The sequence below is a fragment of the Mesorhizobium sp. CO1-1-8 genome (assembly GCF_020164875.1).
Lineage (GTDB): Bacteria > Pseudomonadota > Alphaproteobacteria > Rhizobiales > Rhizobiaceae > Mesorhizobium.
On record NZ_JAIUGZ010000023.1, the window covers coordinates 34,419 to 50,864 of the forward strand.

The following is a 16,446-nucleotide window of genomic DNA, read 5'->3' on the forward strand; positions in this document are numbered from 1 at the left end:
TGGCAAATGATGGCGCGATTGTCCGCGCCATCATCCGGGGGAGGCATGCATATGAAACCATTTTGGCTCGCAATAGAGCGGCTGCTGTCACGGTTGGCGAGGCTTGCGCTGTGGGTCAGCGGCATCGGGCTGACCCTGATGACGGTGATCATCTTCTGGCAGGTATTTTCGCGCTATGTGCTCAACAATTCGCCAAGCTGGACGGAACCCTTCTCGGTGCTTTTGATGGGTTGGTTCATCTTCCTGGGGGCAGCGGTCGGTGTTCGCGAGCGTACCCATCTGGGTTTCGATGTGTTGCTCTATTTCCTGCCGCCCGCCGCCAAGGCGGTGCTGCGCAGCGTTTCGGATATCGTCGTGCTCGCCTTCGGCGCCGGCATGATCGTCTACGGCGTCCAGCTTGCCAGGCTGACCTGGAATACGGTGATGCCGTCTCTCGCCTTTCCGGGCGGCGTCGGCTTCCTGCCGGTCATCCTGGGCGGCGCGCTTGTCTGTCTGTTTTCGCTTGAGCGGCTGGCCGGGCGGTTTGCCGGACTGCCGGTCGATGCTGACCAGTACGCCACGGGCGAGGAGGGCCTGTGATGGCACTGACGGTTCTGTTCGGCACCTTCGTCTTCCTGCTGATCATCGGCACACCTATCGCGTTCTGCCTCGGCGTCGCCAGCTTCGCGACGGTGCTGGTGCTGGGCCTGCCGCCGCTGGTGGTGTTCCAGCGTCTCAACTCGGGCGTTTCCGTGTTCTCGTTGATGGCCATCCCGTTCTTCATTTTCGCCGGCGACCTGATGGTGCGTGGCGGTATCGCCGCCAGGCTGGTGGCGCTTGCCGGTTCCCTGGTCGGTCACCTGCGCGGCGGGCTGGGGCAGGTCAACATCGCTGCCTCGACCATGTTCGGCGGCATTTCCGGATCTGCGGTGGCCGATGCTTCGGCGGTCGGCGGGCTGATGATCCCGCAGATGAAGGCGCGCGGCTACGGCGTCGACTATGCTGTCAACATCACCTCCGTCGGCGCCATCATTGCGCTGCTGATCCCGCCCTCGCACAACATGATCATCTATTCGATCTCGGCCGGCGGCCGCATCTCGATCGCCGATCTGTTCACCGCGGGCGTCATACCCGGCCTGCTGCTGGCATTGTCTCTCATGATCACGGCCTATTGGGTCGCCAGCCGCCGCGGCTACCCGACCGAGCCCTTCGCCGGCTTCGGCCGCGCGTTGCAACTGCTTGTCGCAGCAATTCCGGGCCTGGTCCTTATCGGCATTATCTTCGGCGGCGTCCGCTCCGGTATCTTCACGGCCACTGAAAGCTCGTGCATCGCCATCGTCTACGCCTTCCTGGTGACGCTTATCATTTACCGCTCGATGAGCTGGAACGATTTCGTCGCCGCCACCACGGCCGCCGTGCGCACAACGGCAATGGTGCTGATGATCATCGGCTGTGCTGCTGCCTTTGGCTGGCTGCTGGCTTATCTCAGGGTCCCCGCCGCGCTCGTCGCCTTCCTGCAGTCCGTGTCCGACAACAAGCTGGTCATCCTGCTGATGATCAATGTCGTCTTGCTCATCCTCGGCACGTTCATGGATATGTCGCCCCTGATCATCATCACCACGCCAATCTTCCTGCCGGTGGTCATGGCCTATGGCGTAGACCCCGTGCATTTCGGCGTGATCCTCATTCTCAATCTCGGTATCGGCCTGTGCACGCCACCGGTTGGGGCGGTGCTGTTCGTCAGCTGCGCCATCGGTCGCATCCCGATCTGGACGGCGATGCGCTCGATCTGGCCATTCTACGGCGCGGCTTTCATCGTGTTGATGCTTGTCACCTACATACCGGAAATCTCATTGTGGCTGCCGAGCCTGTTCCATTAGAGCAGTTCACGAAATGGAGAACTGCTCTAACCCTTTGTTTTGACGCAATTCCGGACGGAAAACCGTTTCACACTTTTCCTGGAATTGCTTTAGGAGACCACCACGTGTCCGCTGCATCCGCCGACCTCAGGGTCGAGAGAAAACCCAAACTGTCGGAGATCGTGGTCGCGACGATCCGCAAGCAGTTGCAGGCGGGTGAGATCCTGCCTGGCCATAAATTGCCTACCGAAGGCCAACTGACCGAAACCTTCGGTGTCAGCCGCACCGTGATCCGCGAGGCGCTGGCCAAGCTTGCCGCCGACGGGCTGGTCGAGCCGCGCCAAGGTGCCGGTGTCTTCGTCACCGAGCACATCTCGACGATGTTCGGCGCGCTGGCCGCCGACATGGGCAGCAAGGATTCGATCGCGCTCAACGTGCTCGAGGTGCGCCTCGCGATCGAGATCGAATCGGCCGGGATCGCCGCCATCCGTCGCAACGCCGCGCAGGAGGCAGCGATCCAGGAAGCCTTCTTCGAATTCGAGCGGCTGCTGCTTGCCAGCGAGCCGACCGGTCCGGCCGACCTCGCCTTCCACCGCGCCATCGCCAGCGCCACCAACAACCCGTTCTATGTCGAGATGCTCGACGTGCTCGGCCGGCGCGCCATTCCGTGCGACGTGACCTCGCCCTGGTCGACCGAATTGGTGCAGTCCGACAGCTATCAGCGCGGGCTGCAGCACGAGCATCTGGTGATCCTCAACGCCATTACATCAGGCGATGCCGAGGCCGCGCGCGAGGCTATGCGCGCGCATCTCACCGCCAGCCAGCTGCGTTACCGCGAGCGGCTGCATGCGCGTCAGACCTTTTATGCCAGTTCGGTCAAGGCCACTGCCGGCGAATGATCCATCTCAAGTCAGGACGACAATGAACCAGAGCCATACCGACTATACATCCCGCTTTGCCATCGACCCGATCGCCGCCGCGGCGATGGGAACCGACGAATTGCGCCACAATTTCCACATTGAAAACCTGTTCCAGCCCGGCCGCATCAGCCTGACCTACACCCACTACGACCGCATGATCGTCGGCGGCGTCGTGCCGACGGGTGCGCCGCTGCCGCTGGAAGCGATCAAGCCGACCGGCACCAAAGATTTTCTCGATCGGCGCGAGCTGATCGCCGTCAACATCGGTGGCGCAGGTGTCATCACGGCCGGTGGCCAGTCCTTCGAATTGCAGGCGCGCGACATGCTCTATCTCGGCATGGGCACCAACGACGTGTCGTTCGCGTCGGCCGATGCAGATGCGCCGGCCAAATTCTATCTGCTCAGTGCGCCGGCGCATCAGGCTCATCCCAACCGGCTGATCCGCCTCAGTGATGCCAAGCGCCTCGATCTGGGCAGCAAGGATGCCTGCAACGAGCGTTCGATCTTCCAGTTCATCCATGCCGACGGCGTGAAGACGTGCCAGCTGGTGGTCGGCATGACCCAGCTGGCACCCGGCTCCATCTGGAACACCATGCCTTGCCATGTGCATGACCGGCGCATGGAGGCCTATCTTTATTTCGACCTGGCCGAGACGGCACGCGTCTTTCACTTCATGGGCGAGCCGGACGAAACGCGCCATATCGTCATGGGCAACGAGGAGGCCGTGCTGTCACCGGGCTGGTCGATTCACTCCGGCGCCGGCACCTCCAACTATGCATTCATCTGGGCGATGGCCGGCGATAATGTCGACTACACCGATGTCGACCCGGTAGCGCTGGGCGATCTGCGATGAGCGACCCCTTCAGCCTTGCCGGAAAACGTATGCTGGTCACCGGCGCCAACACCGGCATCGGCCAGGGCATAGCCGTATCGATCGCACGTGCGGGCGGTACGGTGATCGGCGTCGGCCGCTCGCCAATGGACGACACCGCAGCCAAGATCGCCGCGATGGGCGGGCAATTCGAGGCGGTGAGCGCCGACCTTGCCGACACATCGGCTGCCGGCCTCTTGCTCGACCGGATCTGCGACGAAAGCGGCCCGCTCGACGGGCTGGTCAACAATGCCGGCATCATCCGGCGCGCCGATGCCGTTGATCTCAGCGAGGCCGATTGGGACGACGTCATGGATGTCAATCTGAAGACGGTTTTTTTGCTCTGCCAAAGCTTTGCCAGGCGTGCCTTGGCCGCTGAGCGGAAAGGCAAGATCGTCAACATTGCCTCAGTGTTGAGTTTCCAGGGCGGCATCCGCGTCGCGTCCTACACCGCCTCGAAGCACGGTGTGCTCGGCATCACGCGTCTGCTCGCCTGCGAATGGGCGCAAAAGGGCATCAACGTCAACGCCATTGCGCCGGGCTATATTGAGACCAACAACACGCAGGCGCTGCGCGCCGATCCCGAACGCAGCGCCGCCATCCTGGCGCGCATCCCGGCCGGTCGCTGGGGGGAAGCGGGCGACATTGGCGATGCCGCCGTCTTCCTGCTGGCGCCGGCGTCGAACTATATGCATGGCGCGGTGGTGCCGGTGGATGGCGGCTGGCTGGCGCGCTAGCGCTGTTCATCGTTTCGCGGAGACGCTGAACCGCGCTATCTCATTGTTTTAACGCAATCCCGGACGGAAAACCGTTTCACACTTTTCCTGGAATTGCTTTGAGGAGACAACGATGACGAAGCCGAAGATTTTCGCGCATGCCGGCGAGGGCGCCTGGACGACAACGGCGGACGGCAACAGGCGGCGCGTACTCCTGCACACCGACGAACTGATGCTGGTAGAATTCGGCTTCGACAAGGGTGGCATCGGCGCCCTGCATTCGCACCCACACGTCCAGGCAAGCTATGTCGCCGAAGGCCGCTTCGAGGTGACCATCGACGGCCGCAGCGAGATCCTCGCGGCTGGCGGGAGCTTCATCGTGCCGTCGGGCCTGGTGCACGGTGTCAAGGCGCTGGAAGCGGGGCGGCTGGTCGACAGCTTTACGCCGCGCCGGGCCGATTTTCTTGCCTAGCCAAGGGTAGGAGCAAGGAAGACCCGCGCCCCAAAAGAGGCGCGGGTTGTTGCCTGGGCGCTTGTGGCGCCGCGGTACTCAAGACATGACCGCAGGATGTGAAGCCTGCCGCATCGTGGTGAACATCGGCTTAATGCGCCGTACAACCGAGGGCTGTCCTCTGTCAGGTGATGTGCACGGCATCCGGCGGGCGCGCCTATGGCCTCATCAACGACAGGTTCCTGCAAAGGGGCGTTGTGGTTGGATGACGGCTGCGCTACTCCAAAGCGTCACGCAGAGAGTCGTCTTGACCGGTTCCACATCCTCTCCACGAAATTCCAGCCCGGTGTCTGCCTGATGCTGATATCGGCGACGAGCATCTTGGCCATGGACCCCAAGCGGCGCATTTCGCGCCGGGCGGCCCAGCGGAATTGCGGATGAAGGGCGCTCACAGGCTTGAGGCTGCGTTTGGAACCGCTGCGCGAAGGGTTGTGCGGGAGTTTCTGCGGTTCGTGCCGCTGTCGCTGAACCAGCGTGTGCAAGGACGCCCATACGCACGCCCGACGCCCGCCAACAGAATTTTCATTTCGGGCTGCGCGCGCAGCGGGACGACGCTGACACAGCGACTGATGAGGTGTTTCGAGGACATTTTCGTCCATCCGCCCGAAGCGCGATACACAATGCTGGACATGTTGGACCGGCCGGAATCGAACCTCGTCGTCAAGCGCGATGCGCGCGGTTTTGCGCATCTGGCGAAGCTACCTCCCTCCATCGGCTTGATCTATTGCGTGCGCCATCCATTCGACACGCTGACAAGTTCGCATCCGCAAACACGCAACGAGCGTCGGTTCCACGTCACGCCGCAACGCTGGCTGGCCGAATACGACGCGTTTATCCGGCTGAAGAAGGCACAACCGCACCGGCAGATCCTCATTGTCCGCTACGAGGACATGATCGGCGCGCCCGATGCGCAGCAGGACAGAATCGCGCAGTCATTCGGACTGACACCGCGCATTCGTTTCAGCGAGGATCCGGACAATCCGATCCGGGTGGCTTCGTTGAGAAAATGGGAACGGAATGAAGAATTCAGGGCTTATCTCGGCGGCCTGCCCCCGGCATTTCTCGTCCGCGTCCAGCGTTTCTGCGCCGAGTTCGGCTATGACATGCCGATAAGCACGCCGACCGTGGACGCGCGGTGATGCAGGCACCGGCGGCCCTCGCGACAGAACAGCGAGATCCCAAGCGGCGCGTGCTGAAGGACGTGTTCGGCTTCGATGATTTTCGCCCCGGCCAGGCCGATGTCATGGACGCGCTGCTGGCTGGGCGTCATGTGCTGGCTGTCATGCCGACAGGTGCGGGCAAATCGCTCTGCTACCAGGTCCCGGCACTGGTCCTGGGCGGGCTCACCATTGTCGTTTCGCCGTTGGTGGCGCTGATGCAGGATCAGGTCGCCGCCTTGCGGCTTGCCGGCGTGGCCGCCGATACGATCAATTCCTCGATCGACCGCGATGCCAATATAGCCGCATGGCGTCGCGTCGCCTCCGGCCAGACGCGCCTGCTCTATCTCGCGCCAGAGCGGCTGATGACCGAGCGCATGCTCGAGGCGCTGGCCAGGCTCGATATCAGCCTGATCGCTGTCGACGAGGCGCATTGCATCTCGCAATGGGGGCCGGCGTTCCGGCGCGAATACGAGGATCTGTCGCGTCTGCGCGGCATCTTTCCAAACGTGCCGATCATCGCGCTGACGGCAACGGCGGACGAAGGCACGCGCACCGACATCGAATCCCGGCTGTTTGCCGAGCGCGTCGAGACCCTGGTGCTGGGCTTCGACCGGCCCAACATCAAGCTTGCCATCGAGGCCAAGCAGGATAGCAAGCGCCAACTGCTGCGCTTCGTCGAGCGTCATCCCGGCCGCAGCGGCATCGTCTATTGCCTGTCGCGCAAGAAGACGGAGGAGATGGCGGCCTTCCTCGAGAAGAACGGCGTCACCGCGCTCCCCTATCATGCCGGCATGAGCAAGGAGGCGCGTGACGCCAACCAGAACAGCTTCATGACCTTGTCCGGTGTCGTCATGGTGGCGACCATCGCCTTCGGCATGGGCATCGACAAGCCTGACGTCGCCTATGTCTTCCACACCGACATGCCGGGCAGCCTGGAGGCCTACTACCAGGAGATTGGCCGCGCCGGCCGCGATGGGCGCGACGCCGAGGCGCATATGCTGTTCGGCCTTGGCGATATCCGCATGCGCCGGATGTTCATCGACGACGAGGACGCGCCGCCCGAGCACAAGAGGCGCTCGCATGGCCGGCTCGACACGCTGATCGGCTATTGCGAGACGGCGCAGTGTCGCCGCCAGGTGCTGCTCGGCTATTTCGGCGAGGAAGCGCAGCCTTGCGGCAATTGCGACACCTGCCTCGATCAGGCACCGCGCGCCGACGGCGGAGCGGAGGCGCGGATCATCCTGACGGCGATCGCGCAGAGCGGTGAACGTTTCGGTGCCGGCCATGTCATCGACATCCTGCTCGGCCATGAAACCGAGAAGGTGCTTGCCAGGACCCACCAGAGGCTCACGAGTTTCGGCAGCGGTCTGGCGCACAAGAAGGATTTCTGGCTGTCGCTGATCCGGCAGCTCGTCGCAGGCGGGTTCCTGATGCCGGATCCGGCCGGCCATGGCGGCCTCGCCATCGCCGAAAAAGGCCATGCGCTTGGCCGTGGCGAGATGCCGTTCCATTATCGCGTCGAGGTGCGCAGCCGCGCCTTGCGCAAGATGCGAGCGGCCGAGGGTTCGGGCATGAACGCCGAGGGTATCGATGCGTCACTGCTGGCCGCGCTCAAATCCTTGCGCCTGCGCCTAGCCAAGGAGCGCCAGGTGCCAGCCTATGTGGTGTTCTCCGATCGCACGCTGATCGACATGGCCGAGCGCCGCCCGAACGACCTCGACGCCTTCGCTGAAGTGAATGGGGTTGGGGCGGCGAAGCTGAAGGAGTTCGGCCAGGTTTTTCTGAGTGCGATTGCCGCGCACCAATCCGATGGCTCGGCCTGAGGTCAGATCAGCGACTGGTCACGTGCCGCAAGCGCCGACCCGCCGGGCGTCAGTCGCGCGATACAGACAGCCCCGCGAGAAGCGGAGCGTGCGCGGCGAGCCTGCGGGATACGAACTCGGTGAAGAGCCGCACCCGCTTCGTCTTGCGTGTCTCACCCTGGGTGAGAAGCCAGAGCGTTCCATGCATGTGCAAGTCGGTGCCCGGAACTCTCACCAGCAGGGGGTCGGCATCTCCGATGAAGCACGGCAGTGTCGTGATGCCGATCCCTTGCCGTACGGCAACGATCTGCGCCTCGCCGTCGGTGGTCCTGAACGGCACCCCTGTGGTGCGAACCTCGCCCTCGCGGGCCCACTCTGGAATTCCATGAACGCTTATGACGATCCACCGGATGGGATCAGGCGCGCCCGTACGCCATGCGGTTAGGCGATCGCGGGACATGTAGACGCCGCCGAAAACCTCCGGTCCCTTCAAGCCGTGAAGATTGAGCGGCAGGGTTTTGCGGTCGTAGACGACGCGGATCGCGACGTCGGCCTCTCGGTTGGTCAGATTTGCCAACTCGCCGGTCGACAGGATCTCCATCTCGATGTCGCGATGCAGACTCGCGAAGTCGGCGAAGTCCGGCATGAGCAGGTGTGTCGCGAGGGGCGGAGCCAGCGTCACCCGCAGAAGCCCGCGCACGCTCTGGTCGCGCCCGAAGACGCGCGTCTCCAGTTGGTGCGACGACGCTTCCATCTGGTTCGCAAGCTCAAGAACTTCCTCGCCCGCAGTCGTCAGACGGTAGCCCGAAGGCAGCTTTTCGAACATTTGCGCCCCGAGGCGATCCTCGAGCTGTGCGATGCGTCGCAGCACGGTCGAGTGATACACGCCGAGGCCCTCGGCGGCGGCCCGCACCGAACCTCCGCGCGCCACGGCAAGAAAGTAGCGAATGTCATCCCAGTCGATCATGGTGCAATCCGGCACCGCGCGGTGCGCCTTCCAAAGCCCGTATCTAGCGCATCGTACAGAAGTACGGGCGGTCCTCATAGCTTATGTCGACAAGGGCGGCGCAATTCTGAATGGCAGACGCGGATCGTCGCGGCTGGCGTCAGCCCTGAAGCGGATCGATTTTGCACCACCGATGTGCGCGCTTGCGCACTCAACAACTGACGGCGGCGGACCCATTTCGAGGTTCTCGGAGGCAGATGCTGTCCGACACGACGAAAGGAAAAGTCATGGGAAAGCTTGAGGGTAAGGTTGCAGTCATCACCGGTGGCGCTACCGGCATCGGCCGCGCCGCGGCAAAGCGCTTCATCGAAGAGGGCGCCTTGGTCTTCATCTTCGGCCGCCGGCAGGAAGCGCTCGACGCCGCTGTGGCCGACCTCGGGCCCGATGCCCGCGCGGTGAAGGGCTCGGTCTCCGATCTGGCGGACCTCGACCGACTCTACGCAGCGGTGAAGGCCGAGCGCGGAACCCTCGACATCCTCTTCGCCAATGCCGGGGCGGGAGGCCTGCTGCCGCTCGGCAAGCTCACCGCCGAGCACATTGACGAGACCTTCGACACCAATGTGAAGGGTACGATCTACACGGTCCAGAAGGCGCTGCCGCTGATGGGCCATGGCGGTTCGATTATCCTGACGGGATCGAGCGCCGGCACCACGGGCGCCCCCGCATTCAGCGTCTATAGCGCGAGCAAGGCGGCAGTGCGCAACCTCGCGCGGACCTGGGCGGAGGACCTGAAGGGCACCGGCATCCGGGTAAACGTGCTGTCGCCCGGGCCGACGGCAACCGAACTCGCGAAGGCAGCGGTAGGCGAGGAGGGCATGAAGGTTTTCGCTTCGATGACTCCGCTCCAGCGCATGGCCGATCCGGCGGAGATCGGGGCGGCGGCTGCCTTTCTCGCGTCGTCGGACAGCAGCTTCATGACCGCCAGCGAGCTCGCCGTCGACGGCGGCCTGGCGCAAATCTGACGCCCTGCGCCGGGCCGGTCACTCCATTCGATATTTTGTGCCCGTAGGCGTGGTAAACTGAAGGAGAATACACATGAGCTATGCAATTATTGGCTTCGGCAAGATCGGCCACGCTCTTGCCGAGGCGTTTGCCCGCAACGGCATCGAAGTGTCCGTGGCAACCACGCGCGACCCGGAAAGCTTTGCCGCCGATGCGGCCGCGATCGGACCCACGATTATCCCCAAAACGCTGGCGGAAGCGATCAAGGCGGACATCGTCTTTCTGGCGGTTCGTTTCGAGTCGCACCCAGATGTCGCGAAGGCGCTGCCAAGCTGGGAAGGCAAGACGATCATCGACGCAACGAACGTGTTTCCAGTCCCTGAAGAGCTGGACGGTCTGCCGTCCTCCGCCTTCGTCGCCAAGGCGTTCACCGGCGCCAAGCTCGTCAAAGGGTTCAATCACTTGATCGCGGCCGCCCTGGCTGCCGATCCGATCGTCGAGGGCGGGCACCGGGTCGTCTTTCTGTCGAGCGAGGACGAGGACGCGATCGCGCCCGTGGCGGACTTGGCCAGACAACTCGGGTTCGCACCGGTCAAGTTGGGAAAGCTCAACGAGGGCGGCGCACTGGTGCACGCACGCGGCCGCACTTGGGGCCAGCTGATCTTCCAGGACCTGTTCAAGAAGGAGCAGTAACGGATTTACCGTGCACCGACAGAGTGACAGGTGTTCAGCGCCGGCCACATCGTCAGCATCGACCCGAGCGCGCAAAGTGACGCGCTTGAAAGCGGCTTACATCTGCCTGGGATCCTTCGGCCGACATGTGCCGGCCACCCATGAATCGTAGTTGCAATTGTGATGTCCCAGCCGGCATCGCGTCTTTTGGAAGTTGCCTCACGACCGCCTACGCGGAGGGGTCCGAAGCCACCCCAACTGCCGGTTTTCCGGATTGAATGGCGGAGAGGGAGGGATTCGAACCCCCGATGGGCTTGCACCCATGCCGCATTTCGAGTGCGGTGCATTCGACCACTCTGCCACCTCTCCGCGGTCATGGTCGGCCGTTGCCGGCGCGGCGCACTAGATAACGGCTGAACGGGCAGGTTACAAGGCCAATCCGTCAGTTATTTGGCTTGCCGGGCAAGCAGCGGATTCGCGACGGTTCAGCTGCGGCGAGGCCTGGGTAGATCGGTGACCAGTCATGCATCCTTGCCTCGACGACGGTGACGCTGTGCAGTCGTGCTGACACGCTCGGTCCTTCGGCCGCCAACAACAGTCCCGACAACAGCTGTTTGCCTTGACTCGCACTCAACCTTCGGTTAGGGACAGCGCGCAATCGGCGTGGAGGGTTCTTCCGCGCCGCTTGTTTTTTGAACCCGCAGACTGACAAAAAGACGGCTGAACCGCCAGAGGCGGTTCATCAAGGCCGACCGAACAGCGAAAGGCAAAAAATGTTCGCAGTCATTAAAACGGGTGGCAAGCAGTATCGCGTTGCCGCCAACGATCTCCTGAAGATCGAAAAAGTCGAAGCCGCTGTCGGCGATATGGTCGAGATCGGCCATGTTCTGGCACATGGCGAAGGCGAGAATGTCACGTTCGGCGCGCCGTTCGTCGACGGCGCGGTGGTCACCGCGGAAGTCGTCGAGCAGGGCAAGAACCGCACCGTCATCGCCTTCAAGAAGCGCCGCCGGCAGAATTCGCGCCGCAAGATCGGCCATCGCCAGCTTCTGACCACCGTGCGGATCTCCGAGATCCTGCTGGGTGGCGCCAAGCCGACGAAGACGGCAGCGGTCAAAGCGCCGAAGAAGGTGAAGGCCGAGGCCGCCACCGAGGTGCAGGCGGAAGCCGCGCCGAAGAAGGAGCCCAAGGCCAAGGCAGCCGAGACAAAGGCAGCCGAGACCGCGGCAGCACCGCTGTTCAAGGCGCCGAAGGGCGAGCCGGACGATCTGACCGTGATAAAGGGCATCGGCCCGGTGGCAGCCAAGGATCTCAACGAGCAGGGCATCATCACCTTCGCGCAGCTCGCCAAGCTGACCGACAAGGATGTCGCCAAGATCGACGAGCACATGCCCTTCAGCGCCGACCAGATCAAGGACTGGCGCGAGCAGGCCAAGGAATTGGCTGCGAAGTAATTTTCTGGCGATTAGGTCGCCGGACCGGACTTGAAACGGAACGCGAACGCGTTCATAAGGCCTTTTAGGCGCCTTGCGGCGCAACGGAGTTAGTTAGATGGCACACAAGAAAGCTGGCGGCTCGTCGCGCAACGGTCGCGACTCGCATTCCAAGCGTCTGGGCGTGAAGAAGTTCGGCGGCGAAGCCGTCATCCCGGGCAACATCATCATTCGTCAACGCGGCACCACGTGGCATCCCGGCGTCAATGTCGGCATGGGCACGGACCATACGCTTTTTGCGCTCGAGACCGGCGCCGTGACGTTCAACAAAAAAGCCAACGGCCGAACCTACGTATCGGTCAATCCGATTGCCAAAGCCGCGGAGTAGCCGGTTCCGCACTAGAACACCGGCGCCCATCTCGGGAACCGGTGTCTGGCAAAGCCAGGAAAAGGATCAGGGGAGATGGGTTTCCATCTCCCCTTTTTCTTGTGCCTGGAGGACTTTCAAATGGTTGCCGAAGCGGAAGACTCAGAAGACGAAAGTTACGCGATAGATTGTCCGGTGCTGGTCACCGAGCGGCTGGTGATGCGGGCGCCTCACGAAGGCGATGTCGCGCAACTGGTCGAACTTGCCGACAACCGTCATGTCGCCGAAATGCTGGCACGCATGCCGCACCCCTATGGCGAGGCCGAGGCGCGCTCTTTCCTGGCCATGACCAAGTCGCGCCGGGCCGGCATTGCCTATGCCCTGACGCTGGCCGGCACCGACACGTTTGTCGGTTGCGCCGGCCTCAACACCACCGATCGCGGGCTGGAGCTCGGTTACTGGATCGGCGAGCCGTACTGGAAGAAGGGCTATGCGACCGAAGCGGCGCACGCGCTGGTCGATCTCGCCTTCCAGAGGACGTCGATCCAGGTTCTGCATGCCTCGACGCGGGTCATCAATCCGGCCTCGCGCCGCGTCATCCACAAATGCGGGTTCCAATATGCCGGCCAGGGCATGCTGAACTCGATCGTCGCCGGCCAGGTGCCGGTCGAGCGCTACCGGCTGGACAGGAAGACGTGGACCAGCCTGCGGAACTGGGTGCATTTCTGATGACTGCCCTGCGGGCGCACGACAGGCCCCCTCACCGGATTGCCAACCGAATTGCGAATGGCAATTCGGGGCAATCCGACCTCTCCCCGTGGGGGAGAGGAGGGGGTCCCGGCGTTGACGCCAGTTTCTTCTCCCCTCAGGGAGAAGGTGGCCGCGCAGCGGCCGGATGAGGGGGCCTTTCTCATACGCCATTGGATTGGCGGCTCAAGCTCAGCCCAGTTCGACCCAGACCGGCAAATGGTCCGAGCCGACGGCCTTTCGGTCGACCCATAGACGCTGCAGGGATCTGGCAAGCGAAGCGCTGGTGAAGATATAGTCGATGCGCTTGTGGCGGCTGGGATCTGTGGGTTGCTTGGGGTCGACCCAGCTGATCAGATCGTCGCCGCTGGCGTTCAGCCGCAAGGCGGCATCGACGGCGAAGTCGGCGGTCAGCGGCATGCCGAATTCATGGTCCGGCCGGCCGGCGAGTTCGACATATTCTGGCGAGCCGGCCAGCATGTTGAAATCGCCCATGCCGACAAAGGCTTCGGGATGCGGCAGTTCCGGCAGGCCGATCTCGGCGACGCCGGACAGCGCGCCGCCTTCGAGCGCATAGTTCAGCATGCGTTGGCGCAGGAACTGGATCTGGCTGGCGCGTTCGAGTGGGCTGCGGTGATCGAGATGGATGGAATAGAAGCGGATGAAACCAAGCGGCGTCTCGATCAGCGCTTCCAGCGCGCCACGCTGGAAGTTCATCATCTCGAAGCTGCGGCTGCGCGGCAAAAGCAGGTTGCGCGACAGATGAATGGGTGTTTTCGACAGCACCATGTTGCCGAGCTGGAAGGTTTTCGTGACGGCACGGCCGTTGTTGATGTGCGAACCGATATTGGCCTCGAAATTGCTGCCATAGACGGCGAAATAGTCGGGCAGCGCCTCGCCGATCTCGGCGACCATGTCGCGGCCGCCATTCCGGGGATTGTTGCGGGTCACTTCCTGCAAAGCGATCACGTCGGCGCCGCGCACGGCATCAGCGATGCGCCCGACATTGTACTGTCCGTCGAGGCCGATGCCGTACTGGATGTTATAGGTTACAAGCTTCATTCCGGCATCTCTCCGGCCGATCCCGCGCGGCCATTGTCACAAAACGGCCTCGCCCTTCGCCGCGCCTTGGTTTAGAGCAAGGGCCAAGGTTTAGAGCAATGCCGCAAAGCCACTAGTAGAAACTGTACAATCTCATGAAATTTCTCGATCAAGCCAAGGTCTACATACGCTCCGGTGACGGCGGCGCTGGTTCGGTGTCGTTTAGGCGCGAAAAATTCATCGAGTTCGGCGGGCCCGACGGCGGCGATGGCGGTCGTGGCGGCGATGTCTGGCTGGAGGCGGTCAACGGGCTGAACACGCTGATCGACTACCGCTATCAGCAGCATTTCAAGGCCAAGACCGGCGTCCACGGCATGGGCCGCAACATGACCGGCGCCAAGGGCGCCGACGTCACGCTGAAGGTGCCGGCGGGAACGCAAGTGTTCGAAGAAGACAACGAGACGCTGATCTGCGACCTGACCGTGGTCGGCCAGCGCTTTCTGCTGGCCAAGGGCGGCAATGGCGGTTTCGGCAACCAGCATTTCAAGACCTCGACCAACCAGGCGCCGCGTCGCGCCAATCCCGGCCTGCCGGGCGAAGAGCTCAACATCTGGCTGCGGCTGAAGCTGATCGCCGATGCCGGGCTGGTCGGGCTGCCCAATGCCGGCAAGTCGACATTCCTGGCCGCCGTCACCGCGGCCAAGCCGAAGATCGCCGACTATCCGTTCACGACGCTGCATCCCGGCCTTGGCGTCGCCCGCATCGATGCGCGCGAATTCGTCATCGCCGATATTCCGGGCCTCATAGAAGGCGCGCATGAGGGCGTCGGCATCGGTGACCGCTTCCTTGGCCATGTCGAGCGCACGCGCGTGCTGCTGCATCTGGTTTCGGCGCAGGAGGAAAATCCGGGCAAGGCCTACAAGACCGTGCGCGCGGAACTCGAAGCCTATGGCAACGGCCTGACCGACAAGCTCGAGATCGTGGCGCTGTCCCAGGTCGACACGCTCGATGCCGAAGCGCGCAAGAAGAAGGTCGCCTCGCTAAAGCGCGCCGCCGGCCGCGCGCCTATGCTGTTGTCGGCGGTCACCGGCGAGGGTGTCGAGGCGGTGCTGCGCGCGCTGATGTCTGTTGTGGCCGAGGCACGCGACAAGATCGCTGCGCCGGTCGAGACGCGCTGGGACAGATAGGACGATGCAGTCGCTGAGAAAATATCGGCGCATCACCGTCAAGATCGGCTCGGCGCTGCTTGTCGACCGCACGACGGGCCTGAAGCGCGACTGGCTGGCCTCGCTCGCCGACGACATTGCCGTGCTGGCCCAGGGCGGCGCTGAAATCCTCGTCGTCTCGTCCGGCGCCATCGCGCTTGGCCGCACCATCCTTGGCCTCGGCAAGCGCGCCCTGAAACTGGAGGAGAGCCAGGCGGCGGCAGCCGTGGGACAGATCGCATTGGCCGGCGCCTGGTCGGACGCGCTCGGCAAGGGCAGCCTGAAATCGGGCCAGATCCTGCTGACGCTCGGCGATACCGAGGAGCGCCGCCGCTATCTCAACGCGCGGGCGACGATCTCGACGCTGCTCAAGATGAAGGCGGTGCCGGTCATCAACGAGAACGATACGGTGGCGACTTCCGAAATCCGCTATGGCGACAATGACCGGCTGGCGGCCCGCGTCGCCACGATGATGGGCGCCGATCTGCTGGTGCTGCTCTCAGACATCGACGGGCTCTATACGGCGCCGCCGGCGCGTGAGCCCCAGGCTAAATTCATTCCGGTGGTCGACCGAATCACGCCAGATATCGAGGCGATGGCGGGCGCCGCCGCTTCCGAGCTGTCGCGCGGCGGCATGCGCACGAAGCTCGATGCCGGCAAGATCGCCACCGCCGCCGGCACCGCGATGATCATCACGTCGGGCACAAGGCTATCGCCGCTGATGGCGATCGAACGCGGCGAGCGCGCTACTTTCTTTCGGCCGAGCAGCAACCCGGTCAAGGGCTACAAGACCTGGATCGCCGGCCAGCTCGAGCCAGCCGGCCGGCTGACGGTCGATGCCGGCGCCATCGGCGCGCTGCTATCGGGCAAGTCGCTGCTGCCGGCCGGCGTCAAGCTGGTCAGCGGCAATTTCTCGCGCGGCGACACGGTGGCGATCCTGTCGCCCGAGGGCCGCGAGATCGCGCGCGGGCTGGTTGCCTACGATGCAGCCGATGCCGTAAGGATCGCGGGCCTGAAGACGGCCGAGATCGAAACCGTGCTTGGTTACGAAGCGCGTTCGGCGATGATCCACCGCGACGACCTTGTGGTGAGCCATTCCGGTGACCAAGTACGGGCCGGTGACCAAATACAAGCCGGTGACCAAGTACGGGCCGGTGACCAAGTACGAGCCGGTGACCAAGTCACGGTCGACGGTGATATAAGCGGAGGATGAGC

General features: G+C 63.4%; 17 protein-coding genes and 1 tRNA gene. 15 read left to right on the forward strand and 3 right to left on the reverse strand.

Annotated features, from left to right (window positions below; all coding sequences use genetic code 11):
- Positions 1-51 precede the first annotated feature (51 nt).
- The 8 genes from LB558_RS30115 (at position 52) to recQ (ending at position 7,839) form a co-directional block, all read left to right on the forward strand.
- Entirely contained in the window at positions 52-579 is a 528-nt protein-coding gene (locus LB558_RS30115; protein WP_224700821.1) for a TRAP transporter small permease, read from the forward strand.
- On the forward strand, positions 579-1,859 hold the full coding sequence (locus LB558_RS30120) for a TRAP transporter large permease (protein WP_224700822.1): 1,281 nt from the start codon (positions 579-581) through the stop codon (positions 1,857-1,859). The genes LB558_RS30115 and LB558_RS30120 overlap by 1 nt, the downstream gene beginning before the upstream one ends.
- Positions 1,860-1,963: 104 nt before the next feature.
- Positions 1,964-2,737, forward strand: a complete 774-nt coding sequence (locus tag LB558_RS30125; RefSeq protein ID WP_224700823.1) for a FadR/GntR family transcriptional regulator — start codon at positions 1,964-1,966, stop codon at positions 2,735-2,737.
- A 22-nt stretch (positions 2,738-2,759) separates the two neighbouring features.
- Complete coding sequence (kduI, locus tag LB558_RS30130) at positions 2,760-3,611, forward strand: 5-dehydro-4-deoxy-D-glucuronate isomerase (protein WP_224700824.1); 852 nt, start codon at positions 2,760-2,762, stop codon at positions 3,609-3,611.
- Positions 3,608-4,366, forward strand: coding sequence for a 2-dehydro-3-deoxy-D-gluconate 5-dehydrogenase KduD (gene kduD, locus LB558_RS30135; protein WP_224700825.1), 759 nt, complete (start codon positions 3,608-3,610; stop codon positions 4,364-4,366). Before kduI ends, kduD begins: the two co-directional genes overlap by 4 nt.
- Before the next feature lie 112 nt (positions 4,367-4,478).
- A complete protein-coding gene (locus LB558_RS30140; RefSeq protein ID WP_224700826.1) occupies positions 4,479-4,817 on the forward strand; it encodes a cupin domain-containing protein in 339 nt (112 codons plus the stop codon).
- A gap of 491 nt (positions 4,818-5,308) precedes the next feature.
- A complete protein-coding gene (locus LB558_RS30145; RefSeq protein ID WP_224700827.1) occupies positions 5,309-5,995 on the forward strand; it encodes a sulfotransferase family protein in 687 nt (228 codons plus the stop codon).
- Complete coding sequence (recQ, locus tag LB558_RS30150) at positions 5,995-7,839, forward strand: DNA helicase RecQ (RefSeq protein WP_224700828.1); 1,845 nt, start codon at positions 5,995-5,997, stop codon at positions 7,837-7,839. Before LB558_RS30145 ends, recQ begins: the two co-directional genes overlap by 1 nt.
- A 49-nt stretch (positions 7,840-7,888) precedes the next feature.
- Here the strand turns inward: recQ and LB558_RS30155 are convergent, their stop codons facing one another.
- Positions 7,889-8,785, reverse strand: coding sequence for a LysR family transcriptional regulator (locus LB558_RS30155; protein WP_224700829.1), 897 nt, complete (start codon positions 8,783-8,785; stop codon positions 7,889-7,891).
- Between the two features lie 266 nt (positions 8,786-9,051).
- Here LB558_RS30155 and LB558_RS30160 point away from each other — a divergent pair, with 266 nt between their 5' ends.
- The gene (locus LB558_RS30160; protein ID WP_224700830.1) at positions 9,052-9,786 is read left to right on the forward strand and encodes an SDR family NAD(P)-dependent oxidoreductase; all 735 of its coding nucleotides are present in this window, start codon (positions 9,052-9,054) and stop codon (positions 9,784-9,786) included.
- Between the two features lie 73 nt (positions 9,787-9,859).
- Positions 9,860-10,459 carry an NADPH-dependent F420 reductase gene (locus tag LB558_RS30165; RefSeq protein ID WP_224700831.1) on the forward strand — a complete coding sequence of 200 codons (600 nt, stop codon included), beginning with the start codon at positions 9,860-9,862 and terminating at the stop codon, positions 10,457-10,459.
- A gap of 258 nt (positions 10,460-10,717) precedes the next feature.
- On the opposite strand, the gene LB558_RS30170 is transcribed toward LB558_RS30165, so the two are convergent.
- Positions 10,718-10,807 (reverse strand) — tRNA-Ser (locus tag LB558_RS30170).
- 404 nt (positions 10,808-11,211) lie between these two features.
- Between LB558_RS30170 and LB558_RS30175 the strand changes: the two genes are divergently transcribed.
- From LB558_RS30175 to LB558_RS30185, 3 genes are all read left to right on the forward strand, one after another.
- Complete coding sequence (locus LB558_RS30175) at positions 11,212-11,892, forward strand: 50S ribosomal protein L21 (protein ID WP_127260461.1); 681 nt, start codon at positions 11,212-11,214, stop codon at positions 11,890-11,892.
- 97 nt (positions 11,893-11,989) lie between these two features.
- On the forward strand, positions 11,990-12,259 hold the full coding sequence (gene rpmA, locus LB558_RS30180; RefSeq protein ID WP_013529063.1) for a 50S ribosomal protein L27: 270 nt from the start codon (positions 11,990-11,992) through the stop codon (positions 12,257-12,259).
- Positions 12,260-12,379: 120 nt separating this feature from the next.
- Positions 12,380-12,967, forward strand: coding sequence for a GNAT family N-acetyltransferase (locus tag LB558_RS30185; RefSeq protein ID WP_164754369.1), 588 nt, complete (start codon positions 12,380-12,382; stop codon positions 12,965-12,967).
- A 210-nt stretch (positions 12,968-13,177) separates the two neighbouring features.
- Here LB558_RS30185 and LB558_RS30190 read toward each other — a convergent pair whose 3' ends face one another.
- Positions 13,178-14,047 carry an endonuclease/exonuclease/phosphatase family protein gene (locus LB558_RS30190; RefSeq protein WP_224700832.1) on the reverse strand — a complete coding sequence of 290 codons (870 nt, stop codon included), beginning with the start codon at positions 14,045-14,047 and terminating at the stop codon, positions 13,178-13,180.
- Between the two features lie 134 nt (positions 14,048-14,181).
- Here LB558_RS30190 and obgE point away from each other — a divergent pair, with 134 nt between their 5' ends.
- Positions 14,182-15,213, forward strand: a complete 1,032-nt coding sequence (gene obgE / locus LB558_RS30195) for a GTPase ObgE (protein WP_224700833.1) — start codon at positions 14,182-14,184, stop codon at positions 15,211-15,213.
- Between the two features lie 4 nt (positions 15,214-15,217).
- Positions 15,218-16,444: a glutamate 5-kinase gene (proB, locus tag LB558_RS30200; protein ID WP_224700834.1), complete on the forward strand. Its 1,227-nt coding sequence runs from the start codon at positions 15,218-15,220 to the stop codon at positions 16,442-16,444.
- Positions 16,445-16,446: the final 2 nt, after the last annotated feature.